24 protein-coding genes and 1 pseudogene are annotated in these 25,260 nt (G+C 58.3%); 15 read left to right on the top strand and 10 right to left on the bottom strand.

The genetic code is table 11. From position 1 onward, the window contains the following. Positions 1-143: 143 nt before the first annotated feature. The 4 genes from GVL50_RS13790 (at position 144) to GVL50_RS13775 (ending at position 4,017) form a co-directional block, all read left to right on the top strand. Positions 144-920, top strand: a complete 777-nt coding sequence (locus GVL50_RS13790) for an IclR family transcriptional regulator (protein WP_159813626.1) — start codon at positions 144-146, stop codon at positions 918-920. A 226-nt stretch (positions 921-1,146) separates the two neighbouring features. Continuing rightward, positions 1,147-2,208, top strand: coding sequence for a Gfo/Idh/MocA family protein (locus tag GVL50_RS13785; protein WP_159813624.1), 1,062 nt, complete (start codon positions 1,147-1,149; stop codon positions 2,206-2,208). 2 nt (positions 2,209-2,210) lie between these two features. Further along, the gene (locus GVL50_RS13780) at positions 2,211-3,026 is read left to right on the top strand and encodes a sugar phosphate isomerase/epimerase (RefSeq protein ID WP_159813622.1); all 816 of its coding nucleotides are present in this window, start codon (positions 2,211-2,213) and stop codon (positions 3,024-3,026) included. Positions 3,027-3,126: 100 nt separating this feature from the next. Beyond that, entirely contained in the window at positions 3,127-4,017 is an 891-nt protein-coding gene (locus GVL50_RS13775; protein ID WP_159813620.1) for a DMT family transporter, read from the top strand. A 99-nt stretch (positions 4,018-4,116) separates the two neighbouring features. On the opposite strand, the gene GVL50_RS13770 is transcribed toward GVL50_RS13775, so the two are convergent. Continuing rightward, positions 4,117-5,454, bottom strand: coding sequence for an MFS transporter (locus tag GVL50_RS13770; RefSeq protein ID WP_053124060.1), 1,338 nt, complete (start codon positions 5,452-5,454; stop codon positions 4,117-4,119). 361 nt (positions 5,455-5,815) lie between these two features. Here GVL50_RS13770 and quiC point away from each other — a divergent pair, with 361 nt between their 5' ends. Together quiC and GVL50_RS13760 are read left to right on the top strand one after the other, a co-directional pair. Then, entirely contained in the window at positions 5,816-7,717 is a 1,902-nt protein-coding gene (gene quiC, locus GVL50_RS13765) for a 3-dehydroshikimate dehydratase QuiC (protein WP_099757239.1), read from the top strand. A 101-nt stretch (positions 7,718-7,818) separates the two neighbouring features. After that, on the top strand, positions 7,819-8,496 hold the full coding sequence (locus tag GVL50_RS13760; RefSeq protein ID WP_159813618.1) for a TetR family transcriptional regulator: 678 nt from the start codon (positions 7,819-7,821) through the stop codon (positions 8,494-8,496). Positions 8,497-8,574: 78 nt separating this feature from the next. Here the strand turns inward: GVL50_RS13760 and GVL50_RS13755 are convergent, their stop codons facing one another. Both GVL50_RS13755 and aroQ read right to left on the bottom strand, forming a co-directional pair. Beyond that, complete coding sequence (locus GVL50_RS13755; RefSeq protein WP_159813616.1) at positions 8,575-9,429, bottom strand: shikimate dehydrogenase; 855 nt, start codon at positions 9,427-9,429, stop codon at positions 8,575-8,577. 5 nt (positions 9,430-9,434) lie between these two features. Continuing rightward, positions 9,435-9,875, bottom strand: a complete 441-nt coding sequence (aroQ, locus tag GVL50_RS13750; RefSeq protein ID WP_008084592.1) for a type II 3-dehydroquinate dehydratase — start codon at positions 9,873-9,875, stop codon at positions 9,435-9,437. Positions 9,876-10,189: 314 nt separating this feature from the next. Here aroQ and GVL50_RS29020 point away from each other — a divergent pair. Beyond that, a pseudogene (locus GVL50_RS29020) lies at positions 10,190-10,617 on the top strand (DUF4160 domain-containing protein). Further along, positions 10,614-11,060, top strand: coding sequence for a DUF2442 domain-containing protein (locus GVL50_RS13745; RefSeq protein WP_159813614.1), 447 nt, complete (start codon positions 10,614-10,616; stop codon positions 11,058-11,060). Before GVL50_RS29020 ends, GVL50_RS13745 begins: the two are co-directional and overlap by 4 nt. Before the next feature lie 55 nt (positions 11,061-11,115). Here the strand turns inward: GVL50_RS13745 and trmA are convergent, their stop codons facing one another. Both trmA and GVL50_RS13735 read right to left on the bottom strand, forming a co-directional pair. Then, a complete protein-coding gene (gene trmA / locus GVL50_RS13740) occupies positions 11,116-12,195 on the bottom strand; it encodes a tRNA (uridine(54)-C5)-methyltransferase TrmA (protein WP_159813612.1) in 1,080 nt (359 codons plus the stop codon). Continuing rightward, a complete protein-coding gene (locus tag GVL50_RS13735) occupies positions 12,192-13,487 on the bottom strand; it encodes an NCS2 family permease (RefSeq protein WP_159813610.1) in 1,296 nt (431 codons plus the stop codon). The genes trmA and GVL50_RS13735 overlap by 4 nt, the downstream gene beginning before the upstream one ends. Positions 13,488-13,747: 260 nt before the next feature. Between GVL50_RS13735 and GVL50_RS13730 the strand changes: the two genes are divergently transcribed. After that, entirely contained in the window at positions 13,748-14,152 is a 405-nt protein-coding gene (locus GVL50_RS13730) for a DUF4879 domain-containing protein (RefSeq protein ID WP_249342569.1), read from the top strand. A gap of 66 nt (positions 14,153-14,218) precedes the next feature. Further along, a complete protein-coding gene (locus tag GVL50_RS13725; protein ID WP_159813606.1) occupies positions 14,219-14,770 on the top strand; it encodes a DJ-1 family glyoxalase III in 552 nt (183 codons plus the stop codon). A gap of 5 nt (positions 14,771-14,775) precedes the next feature. Here GVL50_RS13725 and GVL50_RS13720 read toward each other — a convergent pair whose 3' ends face one another. Beyond that, positions 14,776-15,063: a HigA family addiction module antitoxin gene (locus GVL50_RS13720; protein ID WP_159813604.1), complete on the bottom strand. Its 288-nt coding sequence runs from the start codon at positions 15,061-15,063 to the stop codon at positions 14,776-14,778. 136 nt (positions 15,064-15,199) lie between these two features. After that, on the bottom strand, positions 15,200-16,438 hold the full coding sequence (locus GVL50_RS13715; protein ID WP_159813602.1) for an MFS transporter: 1,239 nt from the start codon (positions 16,436-16,438) through the stop codon (positions 15,200-15,202). 587 nt (positions 16,439-17,025) lie between these two features. On the opposite strand from GVL50_RS13715, the gene GVL50_RS13710 reads away from it, so the two are divergent. From GVL50_RS13710 to GVL50_RS13700, 3 genes are all read left to right on the top strand, one after another. Then, a complete protein-coding gene (locus GVL50_RS13710; RefSeq protein ID WP_159813600.1) occupies positions 17,026-18,471 on the top strand; it encodes a cytochrome ubiquinol oxidase subunit I in 1,446 nt (481 codons plus the stop codon). A gap of 3 nt (positions 18,472-18,474) precedes the next feature. After that, positions 18,475-19,482 carry a cytochrome d ubiquinol oxidase subunit II gene (gene cydB, locus GVL50_RS13705; protein WP_053124037.1) on the top strand — a complete coding sequence of 336 codons (1,008 nt, stop codon included), beginning with the start codon at positions 18,475-18,477 and terminating at the stop codon, positions 19,480-19,482. 70 nt (positions 19,483-19,552) lie between these two features. Continuing rightward, entirely contained in the window at positions 19,553-19,720 is a 168-nt protein-coding gene (locus GVL50_RS13700) for a DUF2474 domain-containing protein (protein WP_159813598.1), read from the top strand. 78 nt (positions 19,721-19,798) lie between these two features. Here GVL50_RS13700 and GVL50_RS13695 read toward each other — a convergent pair whose 3' ends face one another. Next, complete coding sequence (locus tag GVL50_RS13695) at positions 19,799-20,923, bottom strand: class I SAM-dependent methyltransferase (protein ID WP_159813597.1); 1,125 nt, start codon at positions 20,921-20,923, stop codon at positions 19,799-19,801. Positions 20,924-21,098: 175 nt separating this feature from the next. After that, positions 21,099-21,809 carry a LuxR C-terminal-related transcriptional regulator gene (locus tag GVL50_RS13690; RefSeq protein ID WP_159813595.1) on the bottom strand — a complete coding sequence of 237 codons (711 nt, stop codon included), beginning with the start codon at positions 21,807-21,809 and terminating at the stop codon, positions 21,099-21,101. 316 nt (positions 21,810-22,125) lie between these two features. On the opposite strand from GVL50_RS13690, the gene GVL50_RS13685 reads away from it, so the two are divergent. Further along, positions 22,126-22,902 carry a ferredoxin--NADP reductase gene (locus tag GVL50_RS13685; protein WP_159813593.1) on the top strand — a complete coding sequence of 259 codons (777 nt, stop codon included), beginning with the start codon at positions 22,126-22,128 and terminating at the stop codon, positions 22,900-22,902. A gap of 41 nt (positions 22,903-22,943) precedes the next feature. Here GVL50_RS13685 and mscL read toward each other — a convergent pair whose 3' ends face one another. Further along, the gene (gene mscL, locus GVL50_RS13680) at positions 22,944-23,360 is read right to left on the bottom strand and encodes a large-conductance mechanosensitive channel protein MscL (RefSeq protein WP_159813591.1); all 417 of its coding nucleotides are present in this window, start codon (positions 23,358-23,360) and stop codon (positions 22,944-22,946) included. A gap of 286 nt (positions 23,361-23,646) precedes the next feature. Here mscL and GVL50_RS13675 point away from each other — a divergent pair, with 286 nt between their 5' ends. After that, positions 23,647-25,188, top strand: coding sequence for a catalase (locus GVL50_RS13675; RefSeq protein ID WP_159813589.1), 1,542 nt, complete (start codon positions 23,647-23,649; stop codon positions 25,186-25,188). Positions 25,189-25,260 lie beyond the last annotated feature (72 nt).

Here is a 25,260-nt window from a genome sequence, read left to right as displayed (position 1 = left end):
TTTGATTCCAGAAAATAACCATTGCTGCCGTCGGCCTACAAGCCTTGATACGACAAACCGGGCGTTTATCGAACAGCCGGTTCCAGATTTCGCTTTGCAGCAGATGTCTTCTAGAATCGGCGAAATTTCATTTGGATTTCCCCATGGCCGGCAGTCAGATTGAACGGGTTTTCAGCGTGCTGGAAAGCCTCACCAGTGATCCGCGCGGGCTGCCGATGCAGACGCTTGCCGAGCAATTGGACATTCCGAAAAGCGCGACTCACCGCTTGCTCGCCGAGCTGATTCGTCTTGGCTACGTGCGGCAGAATCCCGAGACCTTGCGCTATCACCTGTCGACCAAACTGGTCGCGATGGGTTTTCAATACCTGTCGAGCAGTGGCGCCGATATTGTTCAGCCCGTGCTGGATCGGCTGGCGCAGGAAACCGGCGAACTGGTGCGTCTCGGTGTGATCGATGGCGAACGGCAGACCTGGATTGCCAAGGCGCAGGGTGCGCGTACCGGTCTGCGTTATGACCCGGACATGGGCCGCGATGCGCCGCTTTTTTACACCGCGTCGGGGCATGCGTGGCTGGCGTGCATGAGCGATGCCGAGGCGTTGTCACTGGTTGAGCGACAGGCGGCGGAGGTGCCGGTGGGTATCGGGCCGAATGCGCCGCGCTCTAATATTGAGTTGTTGGAGCGCCTGCGTCTGGCCCGTGAGCAAGGGTATGCGTGGGTCGAGGAAAGCTCGGCGGTCGGTACGTCGGCAATTGCGGCGGTGGTGAAACATCCGGCGGATGGTCGGGTGATTGGTGTGCTCAGCATTGCCGGGCCGAGTGCGCGGATGCCGGGGGCGCGGTTGCATGAGTTGGCGCCGTTGTTGTTGAGGTTTGCTGAAGAATTATCCGCCGCCAGTCTGGCTTCTGAATTGTTTATCTAACTCTCCACAAATCCCCTGTAGGAGCTGCCGAAGGCTGCGATCTTTTGACTTTGTTTTTTAAGATCAAAAGATCGCAGCCTTCGGCAGTTCCTACAGGGGATTTTGGTGATTCAGAAAGGGTGCGGTGTTCGCACGGTTTTGCGCTTGATGGGTGTTTGATTCTGGAACTCGGTTCTAAATTGTTGCTGGAGTGTTTTTCCGACAACAATCACAAAAGGATCGCGCCTTGAATTCACCCCTTCGAATCGCCCTGATCGGCGCTGGCAATATGGGTCAGCAACATTACCGGCACCTGCAAACCCTCAGCGAAGCCAGCCTGTGTGCAGTGGCTGATCCCGGGCCGCAAGCCGCCACTCTTGCGGCTGAGTGGGGTGTCAGACATTTCGCCGATCACCGTCAGATGCTTGATCAGATCAAGCCAGACGCAGTCATCGTCGCCAACCCGAACAACCAACACGTCAGCACGGCGCTCGATTGTCTGGCGGCGGGTGTACCGGTGCTGCTGGAAAAACCGGTCGGCGTGAATCTGGATGAAGTGCGCGATCTGGTCGCGGCGGTTAAACGCAGCGGTGTGCCGGTATTGGTCGGCCATCATCGACGCCACAATCCGCTGATCGTCCGCGCTCATGAGCTGGTGCAAAGCGGTGCGCTCGGGCGTTTGACCACGGTCACTGCGCTGTTTCAGGTACGTAAACCGGACAGCTATTTCGAGATCCCGTGGCGCCGTGAGGCGGGGGCGGGGATGTTGCTGACCAACCTGATTCACGACCTCGATTTGTTGCGTCACCTGTGCGGTGAAGTGCATTCGGTGCAAGCGTTCACCGACAACTCGGTGCGCGGTTTCGCCAACGAGGACCGCGCGGCGGTGTTGCTGCAGTTTGCTGGCGGCACACTGGGCACGTTGAGCGGTTCCGATGCGGTGGCGGCACCGTGGAGTTGGGAGCTGGCCTCCGGTGAAAACCCGGCGTATCCGCGTCAGGCGGATCAACCGTGTTATCTGCTGGCGGGTACCGCCGGGGCGTTGAGCATTCCGCAGCTCAAACGCTGGCATTACGCAGCTGATCAGGTGGACGCCGGTTGGCATGAACCGTTGTTGAGTGTGGAAGAGTCCTACGGCGGTGAGGAAGCTTTACGCTTGCAGTTAGAGCATTTTGTCCGCGTGGCTCGGCGCGAAGTCGAGCCGTTGGTCAGTGCTGCTGATGCCGCACGCACCCTCGCGCTGATCGAAGCCATTCGCGAAGCCGCCGCCACTGGCCGCGCTTGCGCCCCTGCACTGATCGAGGCTTGAACATGAGCGAACGAATTCTCTCCCTGGCCAGCCTGACCGTGCTGGAGTTGTCGCCACCGCAAATGGTCGAAGTCGCTGCTCGCGCCGGATACAGCCATGTCGGATTGCGTCTGGAACCGGCAACGCCCGAGGAATATCACTTCCCACTGGTAGCCGATAACGATTTGCGGCGTAGGACGATGGAGCGATTGCGCGACACTGGCATCCGCGTGCTCGACGTGGAAATCCTCCGTCTGAAACCGCAGACCGTTGTTGCCGATTTCGAGAAGCTTCTTACGGTCGGCGCGGAGTTTGGTGCGACTGAATTGCTCGTCGCCGGTAACGATCCTGACGAGCAGCGACTCACGGATAACTTTGCCGCGTTGTGCGATTTGGCGGCGCCGCTCGGGTTGCATCCGCATCTGGAGTTCATGCCCTGGACGGATGCGCGCAACCTTGAGCAAGCGCTGCGGATTGTGGAAAACGCTAGTCGGGAAAATGCTGCGGTGTTGGTCGATGCCTTCCACTTTGATCGTTCGGCGTCAAAGCTTGAGGATCTTGCGAAGGTGCCATCGTCGCGACTGCGTTATGCGCAGTTATGTGATGTCGCAGGGCCGCGACCGTCAGACATGGCCGAGATCTTGCGTCAGGCGCGCAACGAGCGGCGGTTTCCCGGCGAGGGTGATTGCGACTTGCTCGGGTTGCTGAAAGCGTTGCCGGCTAATATCCCACTGAGCCTGGAAATTCCTACGGTTAAACTGCTGGAGCAGGGCGTGAGTGGATTGGATCGGGCGAAGATGGCGATCGATAGAACGCGGGAATTGTTGGCGCGGCTTTAAGCGGTGCTGCGCACCTATCGCGGGCAAACCCGCTCCCACAGGGGGAGGGCGAGACTGTCCGCGAAGGTTTTGATCTTTTTTGGCAACACAAGGAAACCCAATGACCGTCAGCACCCCGCTCTCCGGTGTCAACCAACCCTTCAAAGGGATCCTGCTGATTGTCGTGGCGACTTTCCTGTTCTCCAGCCACGACGCGCTGTCGAAATACCTCTCCGGGTTCTATCCGATCGTGATGGTGGTGTGGGCGCGTTATTTGGTGCACACCTTACTGATGGCGGGAATTTTTCTGCCGCAGTCCGGACTGCGCGTCCTACGTACCAAGAAGCCGTTGTGGCAGTTGGTTCGAGCACTTTGCCTACTCGGCACCAGCCTGTTTTTCACCACGGCGCTGTTGTACATCCCGTTGGCGGAAGCCACTGCGGTCAACTTTCTTGCACCGGTGTTGGTCACGGCGTTGTCGGTGCCGCTGCTCAAAGAACGAGTGACACGCGGCCAATGGATCGCCGTCATTTGCGGCTTTATCGGCGTGCTGATCATCGTCCACCCGGGCGGTGAACTGTTCACGCCAGCGGTGCTGTTGCCGTTCTGCTCGGCGCTGTTTTTCTGCTTCTATCAATTACTCACCCGCAAGCTCGCGGAGATCGACAGTCCGACCACCAGCAACTTCTTCGCCGGGTTGTGCAACACGTTGGTGATGAGTGCGCTGGTGCCGTTCTTCTGGCAGGTGCCGACGCTGACCCACGCCGGGTTGATGCTGGCGCTGGGCAGTTGCGGGATGACCGCGCATTTGTTCCTGACCCAAGCGTTCCGCCATGCTGCGCCGGCGCTGCTGGCGCCGTTCGGTTATTGCCAGATCGTGTTTGCGGGGTTGTTGGGCTGGCTGCTGTTCAATCACACGCCGAGTGTGTTGACGATCATCGGTATCGCGGTGATCTGCTGCAGCGGACTGGCAGCAGCGTGGCAACAAAGCCGGAAACACAAACCCCTGTAGGAGCTGAGCTTGCTCGCGAAGGCGGTGTGTCAGTTGATAAAGATGTCGACTGACACACCGCCTTCGCGAGCAAGCTCAGCTCCTACAAGAGCGGGCAGGTTATTCGGTGACGGTCGGGATCTTGCGCGGGGCCATGAAGTACATCCACGTCAGCGCAAGGAAATACATCGCCGGAATCAGGGTAAACAACACGGTGTAGTTGTTGTTGGTCACGGTCAGGATATGCCCGACGATCTGGGTCATGAACATCCCGCCGATCGCCGCGCACATGCCGCCGAAACCGAACACTGTGCTCATCATGTGCTTGGGCGTGTAGTCCATCACCAGACTCCAAATGTTCGCCGTCCAGGCCTGATGCGCGCCGATCGCCAGGGAAATCGCCGCCACCGCGACCCACAGATTGGCCGAGCCAGCCGCCATGACTACGCCGATGATGCAGCAGGCGAACAGCAACATCGACAGCAGCCGCGCCTTGATCGAGTTCATGCCGCGACCGATCAGGAACGAAGACAGAATCCCGCCTCCGACGCTGCCGAAGTCAGCCGTCACGTAGATGATGATCAGCGGAATACCCATCTGGGTGACGTTGATGCCCAGGTTGTATTGCTGATTGAGAAACGGCGGCAGCCAGTACAGGTAGAACCAGAACACCGGCGCGGTCAGCGCATAAGCGATGGCGAAGGCCCAGGTGCCGCGCATCCGCAGGATTCTCGAGAACGGCACGCGGGCCTGTTCCGGTTCAACTTCCTGCTGGATGTAGTCCAGTTCGGACTGTTTCACGGTCGGGTGATCTTCCGGGTTGAAGTACTTCAAACCCCAGAACAGCAACCAGATGCCGCCCAGCGCCGACATGCACAGGAACGCGGCTTGCCAGCCCCAGACGTGCAGGACCAGCGGCAGCAACATTGGCGTGAACATCGCGCCGACGTTGGTGCCGGCGTTGAAGATGCCGGTGGCGACTGCACGTTCGCCAGCGGGGAACCACAGGCGCGTGGTTTTCACGCAGGCCGGGTAGTTCGCCGCTTCGGTGAGGCCGAGGATAAATCGGCAGACCATGAAGCCAACTGCCGATGTCGCCAGACCGTGGGCGCCGGTGGCCAGGCTCCAGAGCAGCACGGCGCAGAAGAACACGCGTTTGACGCCGACCCGGTCGATCAGTCGACCTTGCAGGACGAAACCGATCGCGTAGCCGACCTGAAACCAGAAGTTGATGTTGGCGTAATCCATCGCCGTCCAGCTCATTTCCTTGGCGAGGATTGGCTGCATGACGCCGAGGGCGGCGCGGTCGATGTAGTTCAGGGTGGTGGCGAAAAACACCAGCGCCAGCATGCCCCAGCGGGTTTTGCCGACCGCCATGGCGCCGCGGATCTTGTCGCCGATGCCACCTGAGGCAGTGCTCATGGCCGGAGCCATGCGGGAAGTCTGTGAAGGAATCATGTGTTCCACCCGTTTTTGGATTTTTTATTTGGTGTGCTTTTTTTCTTTGCACGCTGCGACCGGTGGTTCATATCCGGACTCAATGTGCGGTCGATGGTGGGCAGTGGACGAAAAATCGTCAATTCGCCAAACCGCCATTGTGTTCGATAATCGCACGCAAAACTAACCGGGTAGTACACTTTAAATTGCTGCCGCGTTCAATGCAGCCAATAATTTCCCCACTATAAAAACCCATCCTATGTAGAAGCTGCCGAAGGCTGCGATCTGTTTGATTTTGCTTTCCACGAATAAAGATCAAACGATCGCAGCCTTCGGCAGCTCCTACAGTAAAGATCAAGCGGCGCAGTCCGGGAGTTGAAGCATGCAGCGTTCCATTGCCACCGTTTCCTTGAGCGGCACCCTGCCGGAAAAACTCGAAGCCATTGCCGCCGCCGGGTTCGACGGGGTGGAGATCTTCGAAAACGACCTCCTGTACTACGACGGCAGCCCGCGAGAAATTAAACAGATGTGCGCCGATCTCGGCATCGCCATCACTCTGTTTCAGCCGTTCCGCGATTTCGAAGGCTGCCGCCGCGATCGCCTGGCGCGCAATCTTGAGCGCGCCGAACGCAAGTTCGACCTGATGCAGGAACTCGGCACCGACCTGGTGCTGGTCTGCAGCAACGCCTCGGCCGACAGCGTCGGCGATCAACAAATTCTAGTCGATGACCTCCGCTTGCTGGCCGAACATGCCGGCGCACGTGGCTTGCGCATTGGTTACGAAGCGCTGGCCTGGGGCCGTCACGTCAATACTTATCAACAGGTCTGGGACATCGTGCGTCAGGCCGATCATCCGAGCCTCGGCGTGCTGCTCGACAGCTTTCACACCTTGTCGCTGAAGGGCGATCCGCGCGCCATTGCCGACATTCCCGGCGACAAAATCTTCTTTGTGCAAATGGCCGACGCGCCGATTCTGCAGATGGATGTGCTGGAGTGGAGCCGGCATTTCCGCTGCTTCCCGGGGCAGGGCGAATTTGATCTGCCGGGCTTTCTCGCGCCGATCATTCAGAGTGGTTACACCGGGCCGCTGTCGCTGGAAATCTTTAACGACGGCTTCCGCGCCGCGCCGCCACGGGCCAATGCTGCCGACGGTTTGCGTTCGCTGCTGTACCTGGAGGAGAAGACTCGCCAGCGTCTGGAGCAGGAAGCGACGCCTGTGGCCAACCGCGAAATTCTTTTCGAAACGCCAAAGGCCAGCGAGTACAACGGCATCGAGTTTCTCGAGTTTGCCGTCGACGAAAGCCTCGGTGCCAAGCTGTCGAATTGGCTGGAGCGCTTGGGTTTCGTCAAGGCCGGGCAGCACCGCTCCAAAAGCGTGAGCCTGTTGCGTCAGGGCGACATCAACCTGATTCTCAACTCCGAGCCTTACTCTTTCGCCCACAGTTTTTTCGAGGCTCATGGCCCGTCACTGTGCGCCACCGCCGTGCGGGTCAAGGACAGCGCCAGTGCGTTGGCCCGCGCCGTGGCTTACAAAGGTCAGCCCTATCGCGGACTGGTCGGCCCCAACGAACTGGAACTGGCGGCAGTGCGCGCGCCGGATGGCAGCCTGATTTATCTGGTCGATGAACAGGCCGACGTCTACGGCACCGATTTCAACCTGCTGGCCGACGCGCCGGCCCGTGGCGGCCTCAAGCGCATCGACCACATGGCCATGGCGCTGCCGGCCGACAGCCTCGACAGTTGGGTGCTGTTCTACAAGAGCCTGCTGGATTTCGAAGCGGACGATGAAGTGGTGCTGCCCGACCCGTACGGGCTGGTGAAGAGCCGCGCACTGCGCAGTCGCGACAGCTCGATCCGTTTGCCGCTGAATATCTCAGAGAACCGCAACACCGCGATCTCCCATGCGCTGTCGAGTTACCGCGGCTCCGGTGTGCATCACATCGCCTTCGATTGTGACGACATCTTCGCCGAAGTCAGTCGCGCCAAAGAGGCCGGTGTGCCGCTGTTGGATATTCCGCTCAACTATTACGACGACCTCGCCGCACGCTTCGATTTTGACGATGAATTCCTCAGCGAGCTGGCGTATTACAACGTGCTCTATGACCGTGATGCGCAGGGCGGCGAGCTGTTTCACGTCTACACCGAGCCGTTCGAAGGGCGCTTCTTCTTCGAGATCATCCAGCGCAAAAACGGTTATGCCGGTTACGGCGCAGCGAATGTCGCGGTGCGTTTGGCGGCGATGGCCAAATCACGCAGCGGCGCCGTTCGCCAGGCGAAGTTGTAGGAAATTCGTAAACGCGGGATTAAACACGGCTCGCGCGGCTTCCTTCACTGTGCGGCGCGGCCCATAATCGCCGCCTGTGCAGTGATGGCCGTGAGCCCGCAATGACGATAAATTCAGAACTTTCCGCAGCTACTGTCGTGCCCGTCGTAGAGCCGCGCAAGAGTCGCAAAAACAACCCGGAAAAGACCCGCGAGAACATCCTGCAGGAGGCGATCGTCGAGTTCGTCCAGCAAGGTTTGTCCGGTGCTCGCGTTGACGCGATCGCCGAGCGCATCCACACCTCCAAACGCATGATCTATTACTACTTCGGCAGTAAAGAGCAGTTGTACGTCGAGGTGCTGGAGAAGCTTTACGGCGATATCCGCAACACCGAAAACCGCCTGCACCTTGCCGAGTTGCCGCCGGTGGTGGCGATTCGTCGATTGGTTGAATTTACGTTTGATCACCACGATCGCAACGTCGATTTCGTGCGCATCGTCAGCATCGAAAATATCCACAACGCTGAATTCGTGAAGCGTTCCGATGCGATCAAGGCGATGAACAACACCATCCTCGATTCGCTCGGCGAGATTCTGCGTCGCGGTGCTGATGAAGGTGTGTTCCGTGCGGGACTGGATGCGCTGGATGTGCATTTGTTGATCAGTTCGTTCTGCTTCTATCGCGTGTCGAACCGGCACACGTTTGGCGAGATCTTCCAGATCGACCTGCCGGATGAAAACATCAAGCAGCGGCATCGCGAGATGATCTGCGAATCGGTGCTGCGCTACCTGCAAGCCTGACAATCAAAAGATCGCAGCCTGCGGCAGCTCCTACACCGATCCCTGTAGGAGCTGCCGCAGGCTGCGATCTTTTGATCTTCAACCATTCATGCTTTGAAAATGCGCCAGCATCCGCTGCGCATCCGGCACCACGCCGCTGAACAATTCAAACGCCTTCACCGCCTGAAACACCGCCATGTTGCCGCCATCCAACGTGCGGCAACCCAATGCGCGAGCATTACGCAGCAGCTCGGTTTCCAGCGGGAAATACACAATCTCCGCCACCCACAATTCCTTGCGCAGCAACTCGACTGGCACTGGCATGCCCGGCAGTTTGGCCATACCCATCGGCGTGGTGTTGACCAGACCATCAGCCAGATTCAGCGTACTCGGCAAATCCCGACCCGCCACCGCACGACCGAAGCCGAAATGCTGATTCAGATTGTTCGCCAGACTTTCCGCACGCTCACTGTCGACGTCGAAAATGCTCAACTGCCGGACGCCTTCGCTCAACAACGCGTGGGCCACTGCCGCACCCGCACCACCGGCGCCCATCTGGACCACACGCTCACGGGCAGCGTCCTGCAAACCACGGCGAAAACCCTCGGCGAAACCCAGACAATCGGTGTTGTGACCGACGCGCTTGCCGTCCCTCAGTACCACGGTATTCACCGCGCCGATGCCTCTGGCTTCCGGCGACAACTCATCAAGCAGCGGAATGATCGCCTGCTTGCACGGAAAGGTAATATTCAGCCCGGTGTAGTTCATCCGCTCAGCTGCCAGCAGCAGATCGGGCAGGGCGGTGCTGTCCATTTTCAGCTGATCGAGATCGATCAATCGATACAGATAACGCATGCCCTGCGCATCGCCTTCGTGTTCATGCAGCGCCGGTGTGCGCGAAGCCTGAATACCGGCACCGATCAACCCGGCGAGAATTACGTTGGAATGCGACATGCGATTCACCCCTTCAGCCGCTGACTGAAATGTTCCAGCGCCAGGCGATAGCCATGACTGCCAAACCCGGCCATCACCGCCGTGGCAATCGCCGAGACAAACGAGTGATGACGAAACGGTTCGCGGGCGTGGACGTTGGACAGATGCACTTCAATCACCGGCAATTCACTGGCCACCAGCGCATCGCGAATCGCCACCGACGTGTGCGTCCACGCTGCCGGATTGATCACGATCCCGGCGCAACGACCGCGCGCAGCGTGAATCCAGTCGAGCAATTCGCCTTCGTGATTGGTCTGGCGAAACTCCACGGCCAGGCCGAATTCTTCAGCCGCACGTCCGCATAACGCCGAGATGTCCGCCAGGGTTTCGTGTCCGTAAGTCGCCGGCTCGCGGGTGCCGAGCAGGTTCAGGTTCGGGCCGTTGAGCACCAGAACGATAGGGGGCATGAGGGGTAACTCCACTTATTGTTTTTGGCTTTGGCCAGAGGTTTCGGCCTGTGGAGATAAAATGTACTAGATGGTTACCATGGTCAATTGAACAAAAATGTACGTGGTGTTTTATGTTCGGTGATCGCACAGAAGCAACAGTTATCCAGATATGACGACAGCTTTGCTTACGTTTTTCACTGGAGATTGACCGGCTCATGACCTGTTACGACGCTAGCCTGAAAAGCGGTGAAACGTCATGTGCCGATCACCAGTCGTCGGATTTGAAAGGAGTCTTGAATTCTGAAACTTATTAACCTAACGGATGGGTTAGCATGAAGGTGTGCAGCTACAAAGGATTGTCGATTGTCATCATGCTGCGAGATGAGCATTGCCCACCGCACGTCATGTGAATGCGGGCAGTTGGAGTGCCCGATTACAGTTCAGTTTCTGGCACAACGATATTGAGCTTTGGGACGTCGTGCCGCTTTCTCGTCGACCACCGTTAACCGTGCTGGAAGGCTTGTGTCGATCTCTTGAGCAGCCTGCTCATCTGCGACGAGCACGCGGGATCTGGTGGTCAAGATTGCAAACTGTCTGTCTCGACAATCAATTGTGGGACAGCCATTCAAACGAAGTCCTGGGGATGAAACTCGTCACTGACGCGACATACAGAGTGGGATCAGCGCGTTATCTGCCAGACGAGGGCAAAACTCTTCTGACATTGATAGGCGCATTGGAAGGAGTGGAAATCGATCTATGAAAGTCGTCAAAGCTAAGCCATCCACACGTCGCCCCCTGACGGAGGAGATGATCGACGCCGCCATCCTGCAAGGGGAGGCACGCCGGGCGAGTAGCTTGCAGGCGGTCTCCGTAACCTTTGAAGAATCATCTCTGGTCATCCGTTTTGAGGATGGCAGCGGTGTGTTGCTTCCGGTGAACCAGTATCCAGAGTTTGACGGGTTTGATGCAGGCGATTACGAGGGGCTGACAGTCGGGTTCGCAGGCACTGCGCTTTGCCATGAAGGCAAAGACCTTGACGTTTCCATTGCCGGGATGATTTCAGCGAGCCCGTCACTCATGAAGATGGCCGCGTCGGTGGTTGCATCGCGTAACGGTCGTCAAAGCAGTGCTGCAAAGTCCGAAGCTGCTCGAGCGAATGGCAAAAAGGGTGGGCGACCACGCAAGGCCGATCCCGCGTTGTAAACACCCACAAAAAAGCCGTCAATCACGACGGCTTTTTTGTATCTGGCATTCGCACTCAGCGCCGGGTCAGTAACACACCCGATTCCATGTGATGCGTCCACGGGAACTGGTCGAACAACGCGCACTGGGTGATGCGGTGCGTGTCGTGCAACTGGGCGATGTTGGCCGTCAGGGTTTCCGGGTTGCAGGAGATGTACAGAATGTTTTCGAAACGCCGGGTCAGTTCGCAGGTGTCCGGATCCATGCCGGCGCGTGGCGGGTCGACGAAGACGCTGCCGAACTCGTAGCTCTTCAGGTCGATGCCTTGCAGGCGACGGAACGGGCGCACTTCGTTGAGCGCTTCGGTCAGTTCTTCGGCGGACAAACGCACAAGGGTGACGTTATCCACAGCGTTTTCGCTGAGGTTGCTCAGTGCCGCGTTGACCGAGGTCTTGCTGATTTCGGTGGCCAGCACTTTGCGCACGCGGGTGGCGAGCGGCAGGGTGAAGTTGCCGTTGCCGCAGTACAACTCCAGCAAGTCGTCAGTGCGATCACCGAGCGCTTCGTATGCCCAGTTGAGCATCTTCTGGTTCACGGTGCCGTTCGGCTGGGTGAACGCGCCTTCCGGTTGGCGATAGCTGAAGGTGCGACCGCCGACTTCCAGTTTCTCGACCACGTAATCGAGGCCAAGCACTTCGCGTTTGCCTTTCGAGCGACCGATGATGCTGACGCCGAGATCCGCCGCCAGTTTGGTCGCCGCCGCGTGCCAGTGCTCGTCCAGCGGACGGTGATAGCACAGGGTAATCATCGCGTCGCCGGACAGCGTGGTCAGAAACTCGACCTGAAACAACTTGTGGCTCAGCGCCGAACTGGCCTGCCACGCCGCTTTCAGCTGCGGCATCAACTGATTGATGCGCAGGCTGGCGATCGGGAATTCTTCGATCAGGATCGGCGTGCGTTTGTCGTCCTGAGCGAACATCGCGTAATGCCGATCGCCGCCCTCGCGCCACAGGCGGAATTCGGCGCGCAGACGGAAGTTCTGCAGCGGCGAGTCGAACACGGTCGGCTCGGGGGCATCGAACGGCGCCAGCAGGTCACGCAAGCGCGTGACCTTGGCTTCGAGTTGCTCGGCGTAAGCCTGGGAATCAAATGTCATGCGTTGAACCAACCCAACTTGATCACGAACAGAATCGACAGAATCACCAGCGCCGGGTTCAGCTCACGGGCGCGACCGGACAGCAACTTGATCACCGTCCAGGAGATGAAGCCGAAGGCGATGCCGTTGGCGATCGAGTAAGTGAACGGCATGGCCAGCGCGGTCACCACAACCGGCGCGGCGACGGTGATGTCGTCCCAGTCTATTTCCGCCAGGCCCGAAGTCATCAACACGGCGACGAACAGCAGTGCCGGAGCAGTGGCGAACGCTGGAACGCTGGCTGCCAGAGGCGAGAAGAACAGCGCCAGCAGGAACAGAATCGCCACGACGATGGCGGTCAAACCGGTACGGCCGCCAGCACTGACGCCAGCCGCGGATTCGATGTAGCTGGTGGTGGTCGACGTACCCAGCAGCGAACCGGCCATGGCCGCGGTGCTGTCGGCGATCAGTGCGCGACCCATTTTCGGCATGTGGCCGTCCTTGCCCATCAGGCCGGCGCGCTTGGCGACGCCGATCAGGGTGCCGGAGTTGTCGAACAGGTCGACGAACAGGAAGGCGAAGATCACGCTGACCAGACCGATGTCCAGTGCGCCTTTGATGTCCAGTTGCAGGAAGGTCGGCGCCAGCGAAGGTGGCATCGATGTCACGCCGCCGAACGGGGTGAAGCCCATCACGATGGAGGTGATGGTCACCGCGAGAATGCCGATCAGCACCGCACCGCGCACTTTCAGCGCTTCGAGGGCAACGATCAAGGCGAAGCCGAGGGTGGCGAGGATCGGTGCCGGGGCTTTCAAGTCACCGAGGCCGACCATGGTTGCCGGGTTGCTGACCACGATGCCGGCGTTGTGCAGGGCGATCAGCGCCAGGAACAGGCCGATACCGGCAGCAATCGCCGAACGCAGCGGCAGCGGGATGCTGTTGATGATCCATTCACGGATGCGGAAGATCGACAGCAGGAAGAAGCACACGGCCGAGATAAACACCGCGCCCAGCGCGACTTGCCAGGTGTGGCCCATGTGCAGGACCACGGTGTAGGTAAAGAAGGCGTTCAGGCCCATGCCCGGTGCGAGTGCAATCGGGTAGTTGGCGATCAGGCCCATGATTGTCGAACCGATCGCGGCAGCCAGACAGGTGGCGACAAACACCGCGCCCTTGTCCATGCCGGTCTCGCCGAGAATGCTCGGGTTGACGAACAGAATGTAGGCCATGGCCAAGAAAGTCGTGATGCCCGCCAGAATCTCGGTGCGCACGTTGGTGTTGTGTGCCTTGAGTTGAAACAGCCTTTCCAGCATGTCTGCTCCCCGTGGCGCGCGTAGCGCCGTGAATGTATCGACCTCAACAGCAAAGCACAGACCGTCGCAAGCGCCTGAGAAATTGTGATGGGCCGGAAAAAGCCGCGCATCATACCAGCAGCGTGGGGGATTGGCTGCGATCGTCGGCGATGTTTTGCAGTCAGGCGAAGTGAGCCATACTGCGCGCCTGTTTTGGGGGGAGGGTCATGATGGGCGTCAAGCGCAATTTCGTTCGATCGTTGGGGCTGTTTTGCACGTTTATGGCCAGTGTGCCAGCCGTTATGGCGGCATCGGCGCCACCGTTGACCAGTGTCCAGGTGCTCAAGGTGCAGTCGGCGGCCTGCGGCATCGAAAATATTTCTGATGGGCAGGACAAGACGGCCTGCGACCACGGCGGTGCCAACATCAAGGTGTATGTGCTTGAAATGGGTTACGGCCGCGTTCCCAATGCCGCGCTGGACGGTTTTGAACTGGACGGAATGAAAACCCAGGTCTGCGCCTACGGCAACGGCAACCTCACGCAATGCACCGGCGCCGCGTCGAAGATCGTCGGCACGCTGTACATCTTTGATCTGGATGGCAAGCAGGAAGGCACGTTCACCTACAGCAACACTTCTATTAACGCGCCGGGCAACAAGGTCTCAACGCAGCTTTACATCAAGTAACGGCTGGCGCTGCGCGATCCAGGCGAAGCTGACTACGCTTAAAGGATCACCCAGCGGACACAGCCTATGACCTTTAGAGCCCTGATTACCCTCGCCGAGGGCATCGATGATCTGCAAAGCGTGACCCTCATCGACGTGCTACGCCGTGCCGGCATTGAAGTCGTCGCGGCCAGCATCGAAGGCCGGCGCATGCTCACCTGCGCCCGCGGCACCCGCCTGACCGCCGACGGTATGCTCGTCGATGTGCTGGCGCAAACCTTCGACCTGATCGCTTTACCCGGCGGCGCCGTCGGTGCCCAACACCTCGCTGCACACCAACCTCTGCAACAAATACTTAAGGATCAATCCAGCGCCGGACGCCTGTTCGCCGCCATCGCCGAATCCCCGGCCGTCGCCCTGCAAGCTGCTGGCGTGCTGCGCCAACGCCGTATGACCTGTCTGCCCAGCGCCAGTCATCAACTGTCGGGCTGTACGTTTGTTGATCAACCGGTAGTGGTCGACGGCAACTGCATCACCGCGCAAGGTTCTGGCGCGGTGCTGGAGTTTGCCTTGGCGCTGGTTGAACAACTGGGGGGCAAGGCGCTCAGGGCGAAAGTGGCGGGGGAGTTGTTGGTCTGAGTCGATCAGGCGTGTGCAGCGATCGGTTGAATTGGCGGCTGCTCGCGATGTTCTGCTTGCCACAGATCGTAATCAGTTTGAACACCCAGCCAAACGCGAGCCTTACCAATGCCCGCACGCTCCAGGCGTACAGCCAGATCCGGGCTGATCGGCGCATGACCGTGCAATACACGCGAAAGATGTGGGCGCGCAAAACCCAGATGCCGTGCCAGTTCGGTAACACTGATGCCCAAATCGGGCAGAACATCCCTCAACAGTGTTTCGCCGGGGTGTGGCGGGTTGTGCATGGGCATGAGCCTGCTTGCTATTTGTGCTGAAAGGATTTGATCATGGGGCGAGTGTAAGGCGATACATTACACTCAGTGCGGTATCTATGTACCGCACATTTTCATCTGATGTGTGTTTGGCCTGCCGATTTTGCCGATGAACTCAAACCTTCATCTCTTCCACCGGCACATGCATCCGGTCCCGATTCGCCAGCGTCGGAAACAACTTGATCCACGTCCCCGTCACCACCAGCGTGCCGATCCCGCCCATGACCACGGCAGGCACGGTGCCGAACCAGTGGGCGGTGACGCCGGATTCGAATTCGCCCAGCTGATTGGAAGCGCCGATGAACAGGCCGTTGACCGCGCTGACGCGGCCACGCATTTCGTCCGGGGTTTCCAGTTGCACGAAGGAGGCGCGGATGACCATGCTGATCATGTCTGCCGCGCCGAGTACCACCAGCACTGCCAGCGAGAACCAGAACGAGGTCGACAGGCCGAAGGCGATGGTCGCGACGCCGAAGATGCCGACCGCAGTGAACATCACCCGACCGACGTTACGTTCCACGGCAAATCGTGCGAGGAACAGTGACATCCCCAGCGCACCGACCGCTGGCGCCGAACGCAGCAGGCCCAGACCCCACGGGCCGGTCAGCAGAATGTCTTTGGCGAACACCGGCAGCAGCGCCGTCGCACCGCCGAGCAGTACCGCAAACAGATCCAGCGAAATCGCCCCGAGAATATCCGGGCGGCTGCGAATGAAGCGGATCCCCGCCAGCAACGAATCCAGTGTGGCTTTGCCTTTATTCAACGGTGTTTGCCGCGCGGGCAGGTTGAGCATCAGCGTGCAGGCGATCACGTAGAGCAGCACGGTCGGGCCATACACCCAGACGCTGCCGAACGCGTAGAGCAAACCGCCAAGGGCCGGGGCGACGATGGTCGCTGACTGTTGCGCCGATTGCGCTGCCGCGACAGCTCGGGGGAACAGGGCGCTGGGCACGATGCTCGGCAGCAATGCCTGAGTGGTCGGCATCTCGAAGGAGCGCGCCGCACCGAGCAGGAAGGCGAGGATGAAGATCATCTCGCGGGTGACGTGATCGGTAGCGCTGCCGATGGCCAGCGCGAGGGCGATCATGGCCTGCAACGACTGGCAGATCGCTGCAACTTTGCGTCGGTCATAGCGGTCGGCGACATGCCCGGTGTGCAGCATGAACAGCACGCGCGGGGCGAATTCGACCAGACCGACCAAACCCAGGTCGAGGACGTTGCCGGTCAGTTGATACAGGTTCCAGCCAATCGCCACGGTGAGCATCTGAAAACCGCTGGCAGTGAAAATCCGCGCCATCCAGAACGCGAGAAAGGGACGATGGTGACGTAACAGCAACGGCTCTTGGCTGGGCATCTGAGGGCAGGTCTGGTTCGAGGGGAACCGCGAGGTTATCACCAGTCTGTAACAGGAAGTTGCTATGACAAAAAATTTAGTTAGCCAGACATCGATTTTTTTTGCGGTGCAGATTTGCTTGTGTGGCGAGGGGATTTATCCCCGATGGGCTGCGAAGCGGCCCCAAATCCATTCAGACATGCTTTTTCAGATAAACCGTGTTGCCGGGTTTGGCGACTGCTGCGCAGCCGGTCGGGGATAAATCCCCTCACCACAGAGGTTTGTGCAGGCCTGGGGATCTGTACTGTTTTCCTCCCTGCCAGCGTTCTGTGGATTTGTTGCAAAGTTTTGCCACGGTTATGAGGCAACTTGTCACGCGGCAAACGACCACGCGGGTCAACCGCAAAAATGGGACTACTCTTTCAACGTTGCTTGATCCAGATCAAGACCCCAAACGGAATTGATCAGACGGCCAGTTGGCCAGACTCCCTGCGTTGCGATGGTTTCAAAAAGAACGAATCCGAATTCGCCGCACTCCATATCCGTGGGGGCAGTAGTGCAAGGGGCCACAAGCCTCGCCGCCGGTATTACCTGACAGAGGAAGCCATATGTTCGGTTTAGAGGCACTAGATCTCGCCCGAATTCAATTCGCGTTCACCATCTCGTTCCACATCCTGTTCCCGGCCATCACCATCGGTCTGGCGAGTTACCTCGCCGTTCTCGAAGGCCTGTGGCTGAAAACCCATAACGACACGTACCGTGACCTCTACCATTTCTGGTCGAAGATCTTTGCCGTCAACTTCGGCATGGGCGTGGTCTCGGGGTTGGTCATGGCCTACCAGTTCGGCACCAACTGGAGCCGTTTCTCGGACTTCGCCGGTGCCGTCACCGGGCCGTTGCTGACCTATGAAGTGCTCACGGCATTCTTCCTTGAGGCCGGTTTCCTCGGGGTCATGCTGTTCGGCTGGAACAAGGTCGGGCGCGGATTGCACTTTTTCTCCACGGTGATGGTGGCCATCGGCACGCTGATTTCGACCTTCTGGATTCTCGCCTCCAACAGCTGGATGCAGACCCCGCAAGGCTTCGAGATCATCAACGGTCAGGTGATTCCGACCGATTGGTTTGCGATCATTTTTAACCCGTCGTTCCCGTACCGCTTGATGCACATGGCGACCGCAGCGTTTGTGGCCACGGCGTTCTTCGTCGGTTCCTCGGCGGCCTGGCATTTGCTGCGCGGCAAGGACAACCCGGCGATCCGCACCATGCTCTCGATGGCGATGTGGATGGCGCTGATCGTCGCGCCGATCCAGGCAGTCATCGGCGACTTCCATGGCCTCAATACCCTCAAGCATCAGCCGGCGAAAATCGCCGCGATCGAAGGTCATTGGGAAAACAAGGGCGACGAAGCCACGCCGCTGATCCTGTTCGGCTGGCCGGACATGAAAGAAGAGCGCACTAAATTCGCCGTCGAGATTCCGTACCTCGGCAGCCTGATCCTCACGCACTCGCTGGACAAACAAGTGCCGGCGCTCAAGGAATTCCCACCGGAAGACCGGCCGAATTCGACCATCGTGTTCTGGTCGTTCCGGATCATGGTCGGCCTCGGTTTCCTGATGATCTTCACCGGTCTGTGGAGTCTGTGGCTGCGTAAACGCGACACGCTCTACACCTCGCGGCCGTTCCTGTACCTGGCGTTGTGGATGGGGCCGTCCGGTCTGATCGCGATTCTGGCGGGTTGGTTCACCACGGAAATCGGCCGTCAGCCGTGGGTGGTCTACGGGCTGATGCGCACGGCGGACGCGTCTTCCAACCACAGCTTTATGCAGATGAGCATCACGCTGATCATGTTTGTCGTGGTGTATTTCGCGCTGTTCGGTGCCGGTCTCGGCTACATGATGCGCCTGGTGCGCAAAGGGCCGAAGATCAGCGAAGGCACAGAGACGCCGGACGGTGGCCCTGGCAAAAAACGTACACCGGCGCGTCCGTTGTCCGCTGCCGACGATTCGTCCGATGCCGATCACGGCGACGACGTTCGCCTGACCAAGGAGATTTGACTCATGGGTATTGATCTTCCGCTGATCTGGGCCGTGATCATCATCTTCGGCATCATGATGTACGTGGTCATGGACGGCTTCGACCTGGGCATCGGGATTCTCTTCCCGTTCATCCCCGGCAAAGTCGACCGTGACGTAATGATGAACACCGTCGCCCCGGTCTGGGACGGCAATGAAACGTGGCTGGTACTGGGCGGCGCGGCGTTGTTTGGTGCGTTTCCGCTGGCGTATTCGGTGGTGTTGTCGGCGCTGTATCTGCCGCTGATCTTCATGTTGATCGGCCTGATCTTTCGCGGTGTGGCGTTTGAATTTCGCTTCAAGGCCAAGGACGACAAGCGTCACTTGTGGGACAAGGCGTTCATCGGCGGTTCGGTGGCGGCGACGTTCTTTCAGGGCGTGGCGCTCGGTGCGTTCATTGACGGCTTGCCGGTGGTCAATCGGCAATACGCCGGCGGTTCACTCGACTGGCTGACACCGTTCACGCTGTTCTGCGGCGCGGCACTGGTGGTGGCGTACGCCTTGCTCGGCTGCACCTGGCTGATCATGAAGACCGAAGGCAAGCTGCAAGAGCAGATGCACAATCTGGCGCGGCCACTGGCATTCGTGCTGCTGGCGGTGATCGGTGTCGTCAGTCTGTGGACACCGCTGGCCCACCCGGAAATCGCCACGCGCTGGTTCAGCATGCCGAATCTGGTCTGGTTCATGCCGGTGCCGATTCTGGTGTTGGTCACCCTGTACGGGTTGATTCGTGCGGTGGCGCGTAACGCCCACTACACGCCGTTTCTGCTGACGCTGGTGTTGATCTTCCTCGGCTACAGCGGCCTGGGCATCAGCCTGTGGCCAAACATTGTGCCGCCGTCGATCTCGATCTGGGACGCTGCATCGCCGCCGCAGAGTCAGGGCTTCATGCTGGTGGGGACGCTGTTCATCATCCCGTTCATTCTGGGTTACACCTTCTGGAGCTACTACGTGTTCCGCGGCAAGGTCACCCACGAAGACGGCTACCACTAATCCTGTGGAAGAGAGCTAGCTCGCGATGGCGTCGGCAGCGACGCCATCGATCTAACTGAGGATCGAAACAATGCCCGGCAAACATTCCCTGCACGACATTGAACAAGCCGAAAAAAAACCGCTGTGGCAGCGGCTCGGCTGGCTGGCCCTGATCTGGGCCGGCAGTGTTGGCGTGTTGTTTATCGCCGCCAGCCTGATGCGCTTGTTCATGAACGCGGCAGGCCTGACGACGCACTGAATCTGAATCATCCCCGTCCCGGCGCCTTCGGGTACGGCTTTGTAACCCTCCGCATGGAGGGTTTTTTTGCCCTGAAGATTATTTTCGGGCTTTGAGAATCACGAACTTCGGCGTCGCCGCGACTTGCTCGACACCCCGGAACAGCCGCGCCAGTTTGCTGTGATAACCCAAGTGTCGGTTGCCGACGATGTACAACGCGCCGCCCACCACCAGTGCCTCACGCGCCTGCTGAAACATGCGCCAGGCGAGAAAATCGCCGACGACTTGCTGCTGATGGAATGGCGGATTGCACAGCACCACGTCCAGCGATTGCGGTTCCTGACCAGCCAGACCGTCGCCAGCGCGAACAATCACTTCACGATCACCCAGCGCCGCACGCCAGTTTTCAGTGGCCGATTGCACGGCCATGAACGATTCATCGACCAGCGTGTACTGCGCGTCAGGGTTGTGCAGCGCACTGGCAATCGCCAACACGCCGTTGCCACATCCGAGGTCGGCGACGCGTGCGCTGCCGAGGTTTTTCGGCAGATGCGGAAGAAAAGCGCGAGTGCCGATGTCCAGGCCTTCACGGCAGAACACGTTGGCGTGGTTGAGCAGTTCGATGGCCGGTTCGTCGAGGCTGTAACGGCTCGGGTAGGGCGAAATAGCCGGGGCTTTCGCTTCCGGCGTGGCAATCAACAGTCGCGCCTTTTTCACGGCGAGCGATGCTTGCACCGGGCCGATGTAGCGCTCCAGCAGATCACCGGCAGCGCGTGGCAAATGTTTGACCATCGCCGCTGCGATGACTTCGGCGCCGGGAGCGAGTTGCCCTTGCAGGCGAATCAATTGTTCTTCGAGCAGCGCGAGGGTTTTCGGTACGCGGATCAACACGCGATCGAAAGGCCCGACCAAAGGCTCACTCGCCGGAATCGGCCGAATGGCATCGAATGCCTGACCGTTGCGCAGCAAATTCTTTTCCAGTCCCTGAAAACCCAGAAACGAGTCGCCGCTGCTGCTCACTTCAACCTTGCCCAGCAAACTGGCTGCTAACGCGCCGAAGCTGTCATTGAGCACCAGCACCCGCGTGCTCGCCGCAGGCTGTTGCGCGGCCAGATGATTGAGCAGGTATTCGTCGGCGGCATCGAAAGCTTGCAGCGGTTCGTTCTGCTGTTCGGGCTGGCGAATCAAGTCGAGTTGGGCGAACGGTGTATCGAGCAAAGGCATGGGGCGGGGACTCAGGGTAATCGAGGGATGTCCCGCTGCTTTGGCGTCGTGCGGCGGAACCGACCGAGTGGACTGCAACGCGGATGGATGGCGTTAACACTCAGGAAGGCCACAAATGGTACGTTTTTTTCTATTCAATTACCCGCACGTTTTCTGTTTGCGCGAGGCCGGCCATTTAGATATACCCGGCCCGGGCGGCGGCAATGACCGCAGAGATCTTGTTGCACACCTTGAATTTCTCGATCAGGTGCTGGACGTGATAATTCACGGTTCGCTCGCTGAGGCTGAGAATCTGGGAGATTTCGTAAGCGGTTTTCCCTTGCGCGGATAACCCCACCACTTCCAGTTCTCGCGGGGACAGATGAGGGCGGCGAGCCAGGGCTGGCTTGGGCAACGACTGAGCAAAAAGATCTGTCATCAGGCTGGTGATATAGAACAGGCAGCCAAAATGTTCATAAAGCTCTATGGAATTGATCGGGCCGTCACCTCTGGCCAGGCTCAGGGTGCTACAGAGTCCTAACTCCTCGCGGTGAAAAGATTGTGACCAGCCGTAACGCAGGCCTTCTTTCTGCAATGCATTCCAGCGCTTGGGGGCATTTTCGTAAGCGGCTTTGTTCCACATGAAGGGCAACATTGACCCCGTGCAATGCGTGGTAATCGGATCAATTTCGTCAACCGGGTCTTGGGCGCATCGTCGTTTCCAGTCGTCGGAAAAGTTATTGATCTCCAAAGTATTGAAGTGCGCATCACGATAAGTGGAGGCCACGGTGATACTACAAAAGTTGAAGCCGATATTCTGAGCAAAGCTGAGCAGAATCGGGTAAGCGCTATCTATTTTTTTTGCGAACGTCAGTTGCCTTAACTGCGACTCCTTCCATTTTTCCATTTCAAACGCTCCATAGGTTTTCGCTGGGGTGCGTTGGATCCAATGCGCACGAAGTCGAGTGTAGGACGCTTCCTACATGGTGCTGTGGAATTTTTTGCTCTTTGTGCTGATCTTTTTTTGTATAAACCGTTATTAGTAACTGGATTTTTATATGATGGGTTTCATCCCAGTTTATTGATGTCCTATCCGGTTAATTGTGTTGTTAATACGGATCGTTTTAGTTGTATCAACGCGCGGCGTAATACCACTACAAAATGACGGTTTAAACGGGCTTTGCTTTGCGAGAGACTAAGGCCATCGCCGAATGGAGCGCCCTATGACCGCCAGCGCAGAAAAATTCACCCGACAGACCCTGCTTGATGTGCAGCCGTTGACGCCGAACCTGTTCACCCTGCGTACCACTCGCGACGCAGGCTTCAGATTTCGTGCAGGACAATTCGCCAGATTGGGCGTCACCAAGGCCGACGGTAGTACGGTATGGCGTGCCTATTCGATGGTGTCTTCACCGTTTGACGAGTTTCTTGAATTCTTTTCGATCGTGGTGCCGGGCGGCGAATTCACCGGTGAACTGAGCCGGCTTGAAGCGGGCGATACCTTGCTGGTCGACCGTCAGGCCTTTGGTTATCTGACGCTGGATCGTTTTGTCGACGGTCGCGACCTCTGGCTGTTATCCACAGGCACCGGCGTGGCGCCGTTCTTGTCGATCCTGCAGGACTTCGAAGTCTGGGAGAAATTCGAGCGGATCATTCTGGTCTACAGCGTGCGCGAGGCCCGCGAACTGGCGTATCGACAGTTGATTGCGGAATTGGCGCAGCGTGACTATCTGGCCGAGCATGCCCACAAGCTGCAATTTATCCCCACCGTGACCCGTGAATCTCATCCCGGCGCACTTAATGGGCGTATCACGACGCTGATCGAAAACGGTGAGCTGGAGCGTGCGGCCGGGGTTGAGCTGACGGCTGAGCACTCGCGAGTCATGTTGTGCGGTAATCCGCAGATGATCGACGACACCCGCGCCTTACTCAAACAACGAAACATGAGCCTGAGCCTGACGCGCAGGCCCGGTCAGGTGGCGGTGGAAAACTACTGGTAAAAAAACGGCGCCTCGAAGGCGCCGTTTTCAATTCTGCCGGTTTATTGCGGCCGGTTGTTCTGCGCTTTGAGCAGGTCACGGATCTCGCCGAGCAATTCCTCTTCTTTGGTCGGAACCGGTGGCAGGGTAGGGGCCACGGCTTCTTCGCGTTTGAGGCGGTTGATGGCTTTAACGCCCATGAAGATCGCGAAAGCAACGATCACGAAGTCCAGAACGGTCTGCAGGAATTTGCCATAAGCCAGCACCACCGCAGGTGCGGCGCCATCAGCGGCTTTTAGCGTGACCGCTAAATCACTGAAATCCACCCCACCGATCAGTAAGCCAATCGGCGGCATGATCACGTCACCGACAAACGACGAAACGATCTTGCCGAAAGCGGCACCGATGATGATACCGACGGCCATGTCGACCACATTGCCTTTGACCGCGAAGGCCTTGAACTCACTTAGCACGCCCATAGGTTATTTCCTTGTTACAGATGAGGTTGGTGTACGCAGTGTAAATCAGCAAAACGCGTCCTGCGCGAAACACCTTCTTACAATGCCCGTTTTTATCGACCCATTATTCGACGAATAGTTTGCAAAGTGCCACTAATCGCGCGCGAAATACGCCTTAACTCGCTGATCAGGAAGCCATTTTTTTCCATCATGGCGTTGCGGATATTCTATTTAAGTTCTCCGGATTTGCCCTCTAGCCTCTGGTTGGCGCACCCGGATGCGCCCAAAATAAACAGAGGACTCTGATATGACTGCATCCCTTGGCTTAGGGGCTTTTCCCCATCGCCGTACTCTTGGCGTACTCACCGCCAGCCTGCTGACCTTTAGCGTCAACGCGACACCCCTGACTCGCGATAACGGCGCGACGGTTGGTGACAATCAGAACTCGCAAACCGCTGGCGCCAACGGCCCGGTGCTGTTGCAGGATGTGCAACTGATCCAGAAGCTGCAGCGCTTCGACCGCGAGCGTATTCCGGAGCGCGTCGTTCACGCTCGCGGCACCGGTGCTCATGGCACCTTCACCGTCACTGACGACCTCAGTGATCTGAGCAAGGCCAAAGTCTTCGCTGCCGGGCAAAGCACGCCAGTGTTCGTGCGATTCTCGGCGGTGGTGCACGGTAACCATTCGCCGGAAACCCTGCGCGACCCTCGCGGCTTCGCCACAAAGTTCTACACCGCTGACGGCAATTGGGATTTAGTCGGTAACAACTTCCCGACATTCTTTATTCGCGATGCGATCAAATTTCCAGACATGGTTCATGCGTTCAAGCCCGATCCACGAACTAACCTGGATGATGATTCACGGCGTTTTGATTTCTTCTCCCATGTACCGGAAGCGACCCGGACATTGACCGAGTTATATTCCAACTCAGGCACGCCAGCCAGTTATCGTGAAATGGATGGTAATGGTGTTCATGCCTATAAGTTGATTAATGCCAAAGACGAAGTGCATTACGTAAAGTTTCACTGGAAGAGTGTACAGGGTGTTAAAAATCTGACGCCTAAAGAAGTCAGTAAAGTCCAGGGTCAAGATTACAGTCATATGACCAATGACTTGGTGGCGAACATCAACAAAGGCAATTTCCCGAAATGGGACTTGTACATTCAAGTGCTGAATCCACAAGATTTGTCCAAATTTGATTTCGATCCATTGGACGCCACCAAGATCTGGCCAGGGATCCCTGAGCGAAAAGTTGGACAAATGGTGCTCAACCGCAATCCGGCGAACGTGTTCCAGGAGACCGAGCAGGTGGCCATGGCACCGTCCAATGTCGTGCCCGGCATCGAGCCTTCTGAAGACCGTTTGTTGCAAGGACGAATATTCGCTTACGCCGACACGCAAATGTATCGCGTGGGCGCTAACGCCCTGCAATTGCCAATTAATGCACCAAAGGTGGGCGTCAATAACGGCAATCAGGACGGCGCAATGAATAGCGGGGCGAGCAACTCCGGTGTGAATTATCAACCGAGCCGACTGCAACCGCGTGAAGAAACTCAGAGTGCGCGTTACAGCCAATCGGCGTTGTCTGGCAATACTCAGCAAGCGAAAATTACAAGGGAGCAGAACTTCAGGCAGGCCGGTGATCTTTATCGCTCCTTCAGCAAAAAGGAACGTCGTGACTTGATCGACAGTTTCGGTGGCTCGCTGGCGAGCGCGGATGACGAGAGCAAGCACATCATCCTGTCCTTCCTTTATAAGGCCGATCCAGAGTACGGCACCGGCGTGACGAAGGTGGCTAATGGTGACCTGAGTCGGGTCAAGGCCTTGGCGGCGAAACTGGTCGACTGATAACGACGGAGCGCAAACGGAGCCGGAATCAGGCTCCGTCTGCGTTATCATCGCGGTTTTTGCCCCGGGGGT

The organism is Pseudomonas sp. 18058, assembly GCF_902706155.1.
In the GTDB taxonomy this organism is placed as follows: domain Bacteria; phylum Pseudomonadota; class Gammaproteobacteria; order Pseudomonadales; family Pseudomonadaceae; genus Aquipseudomonas; species Aquipseudomonas rustica.
The sequence above is the reverse complement of the archived record's forward strand: the minus strand, read 5'-3'. Positions and strand labels throughout refer to the sequence as shown.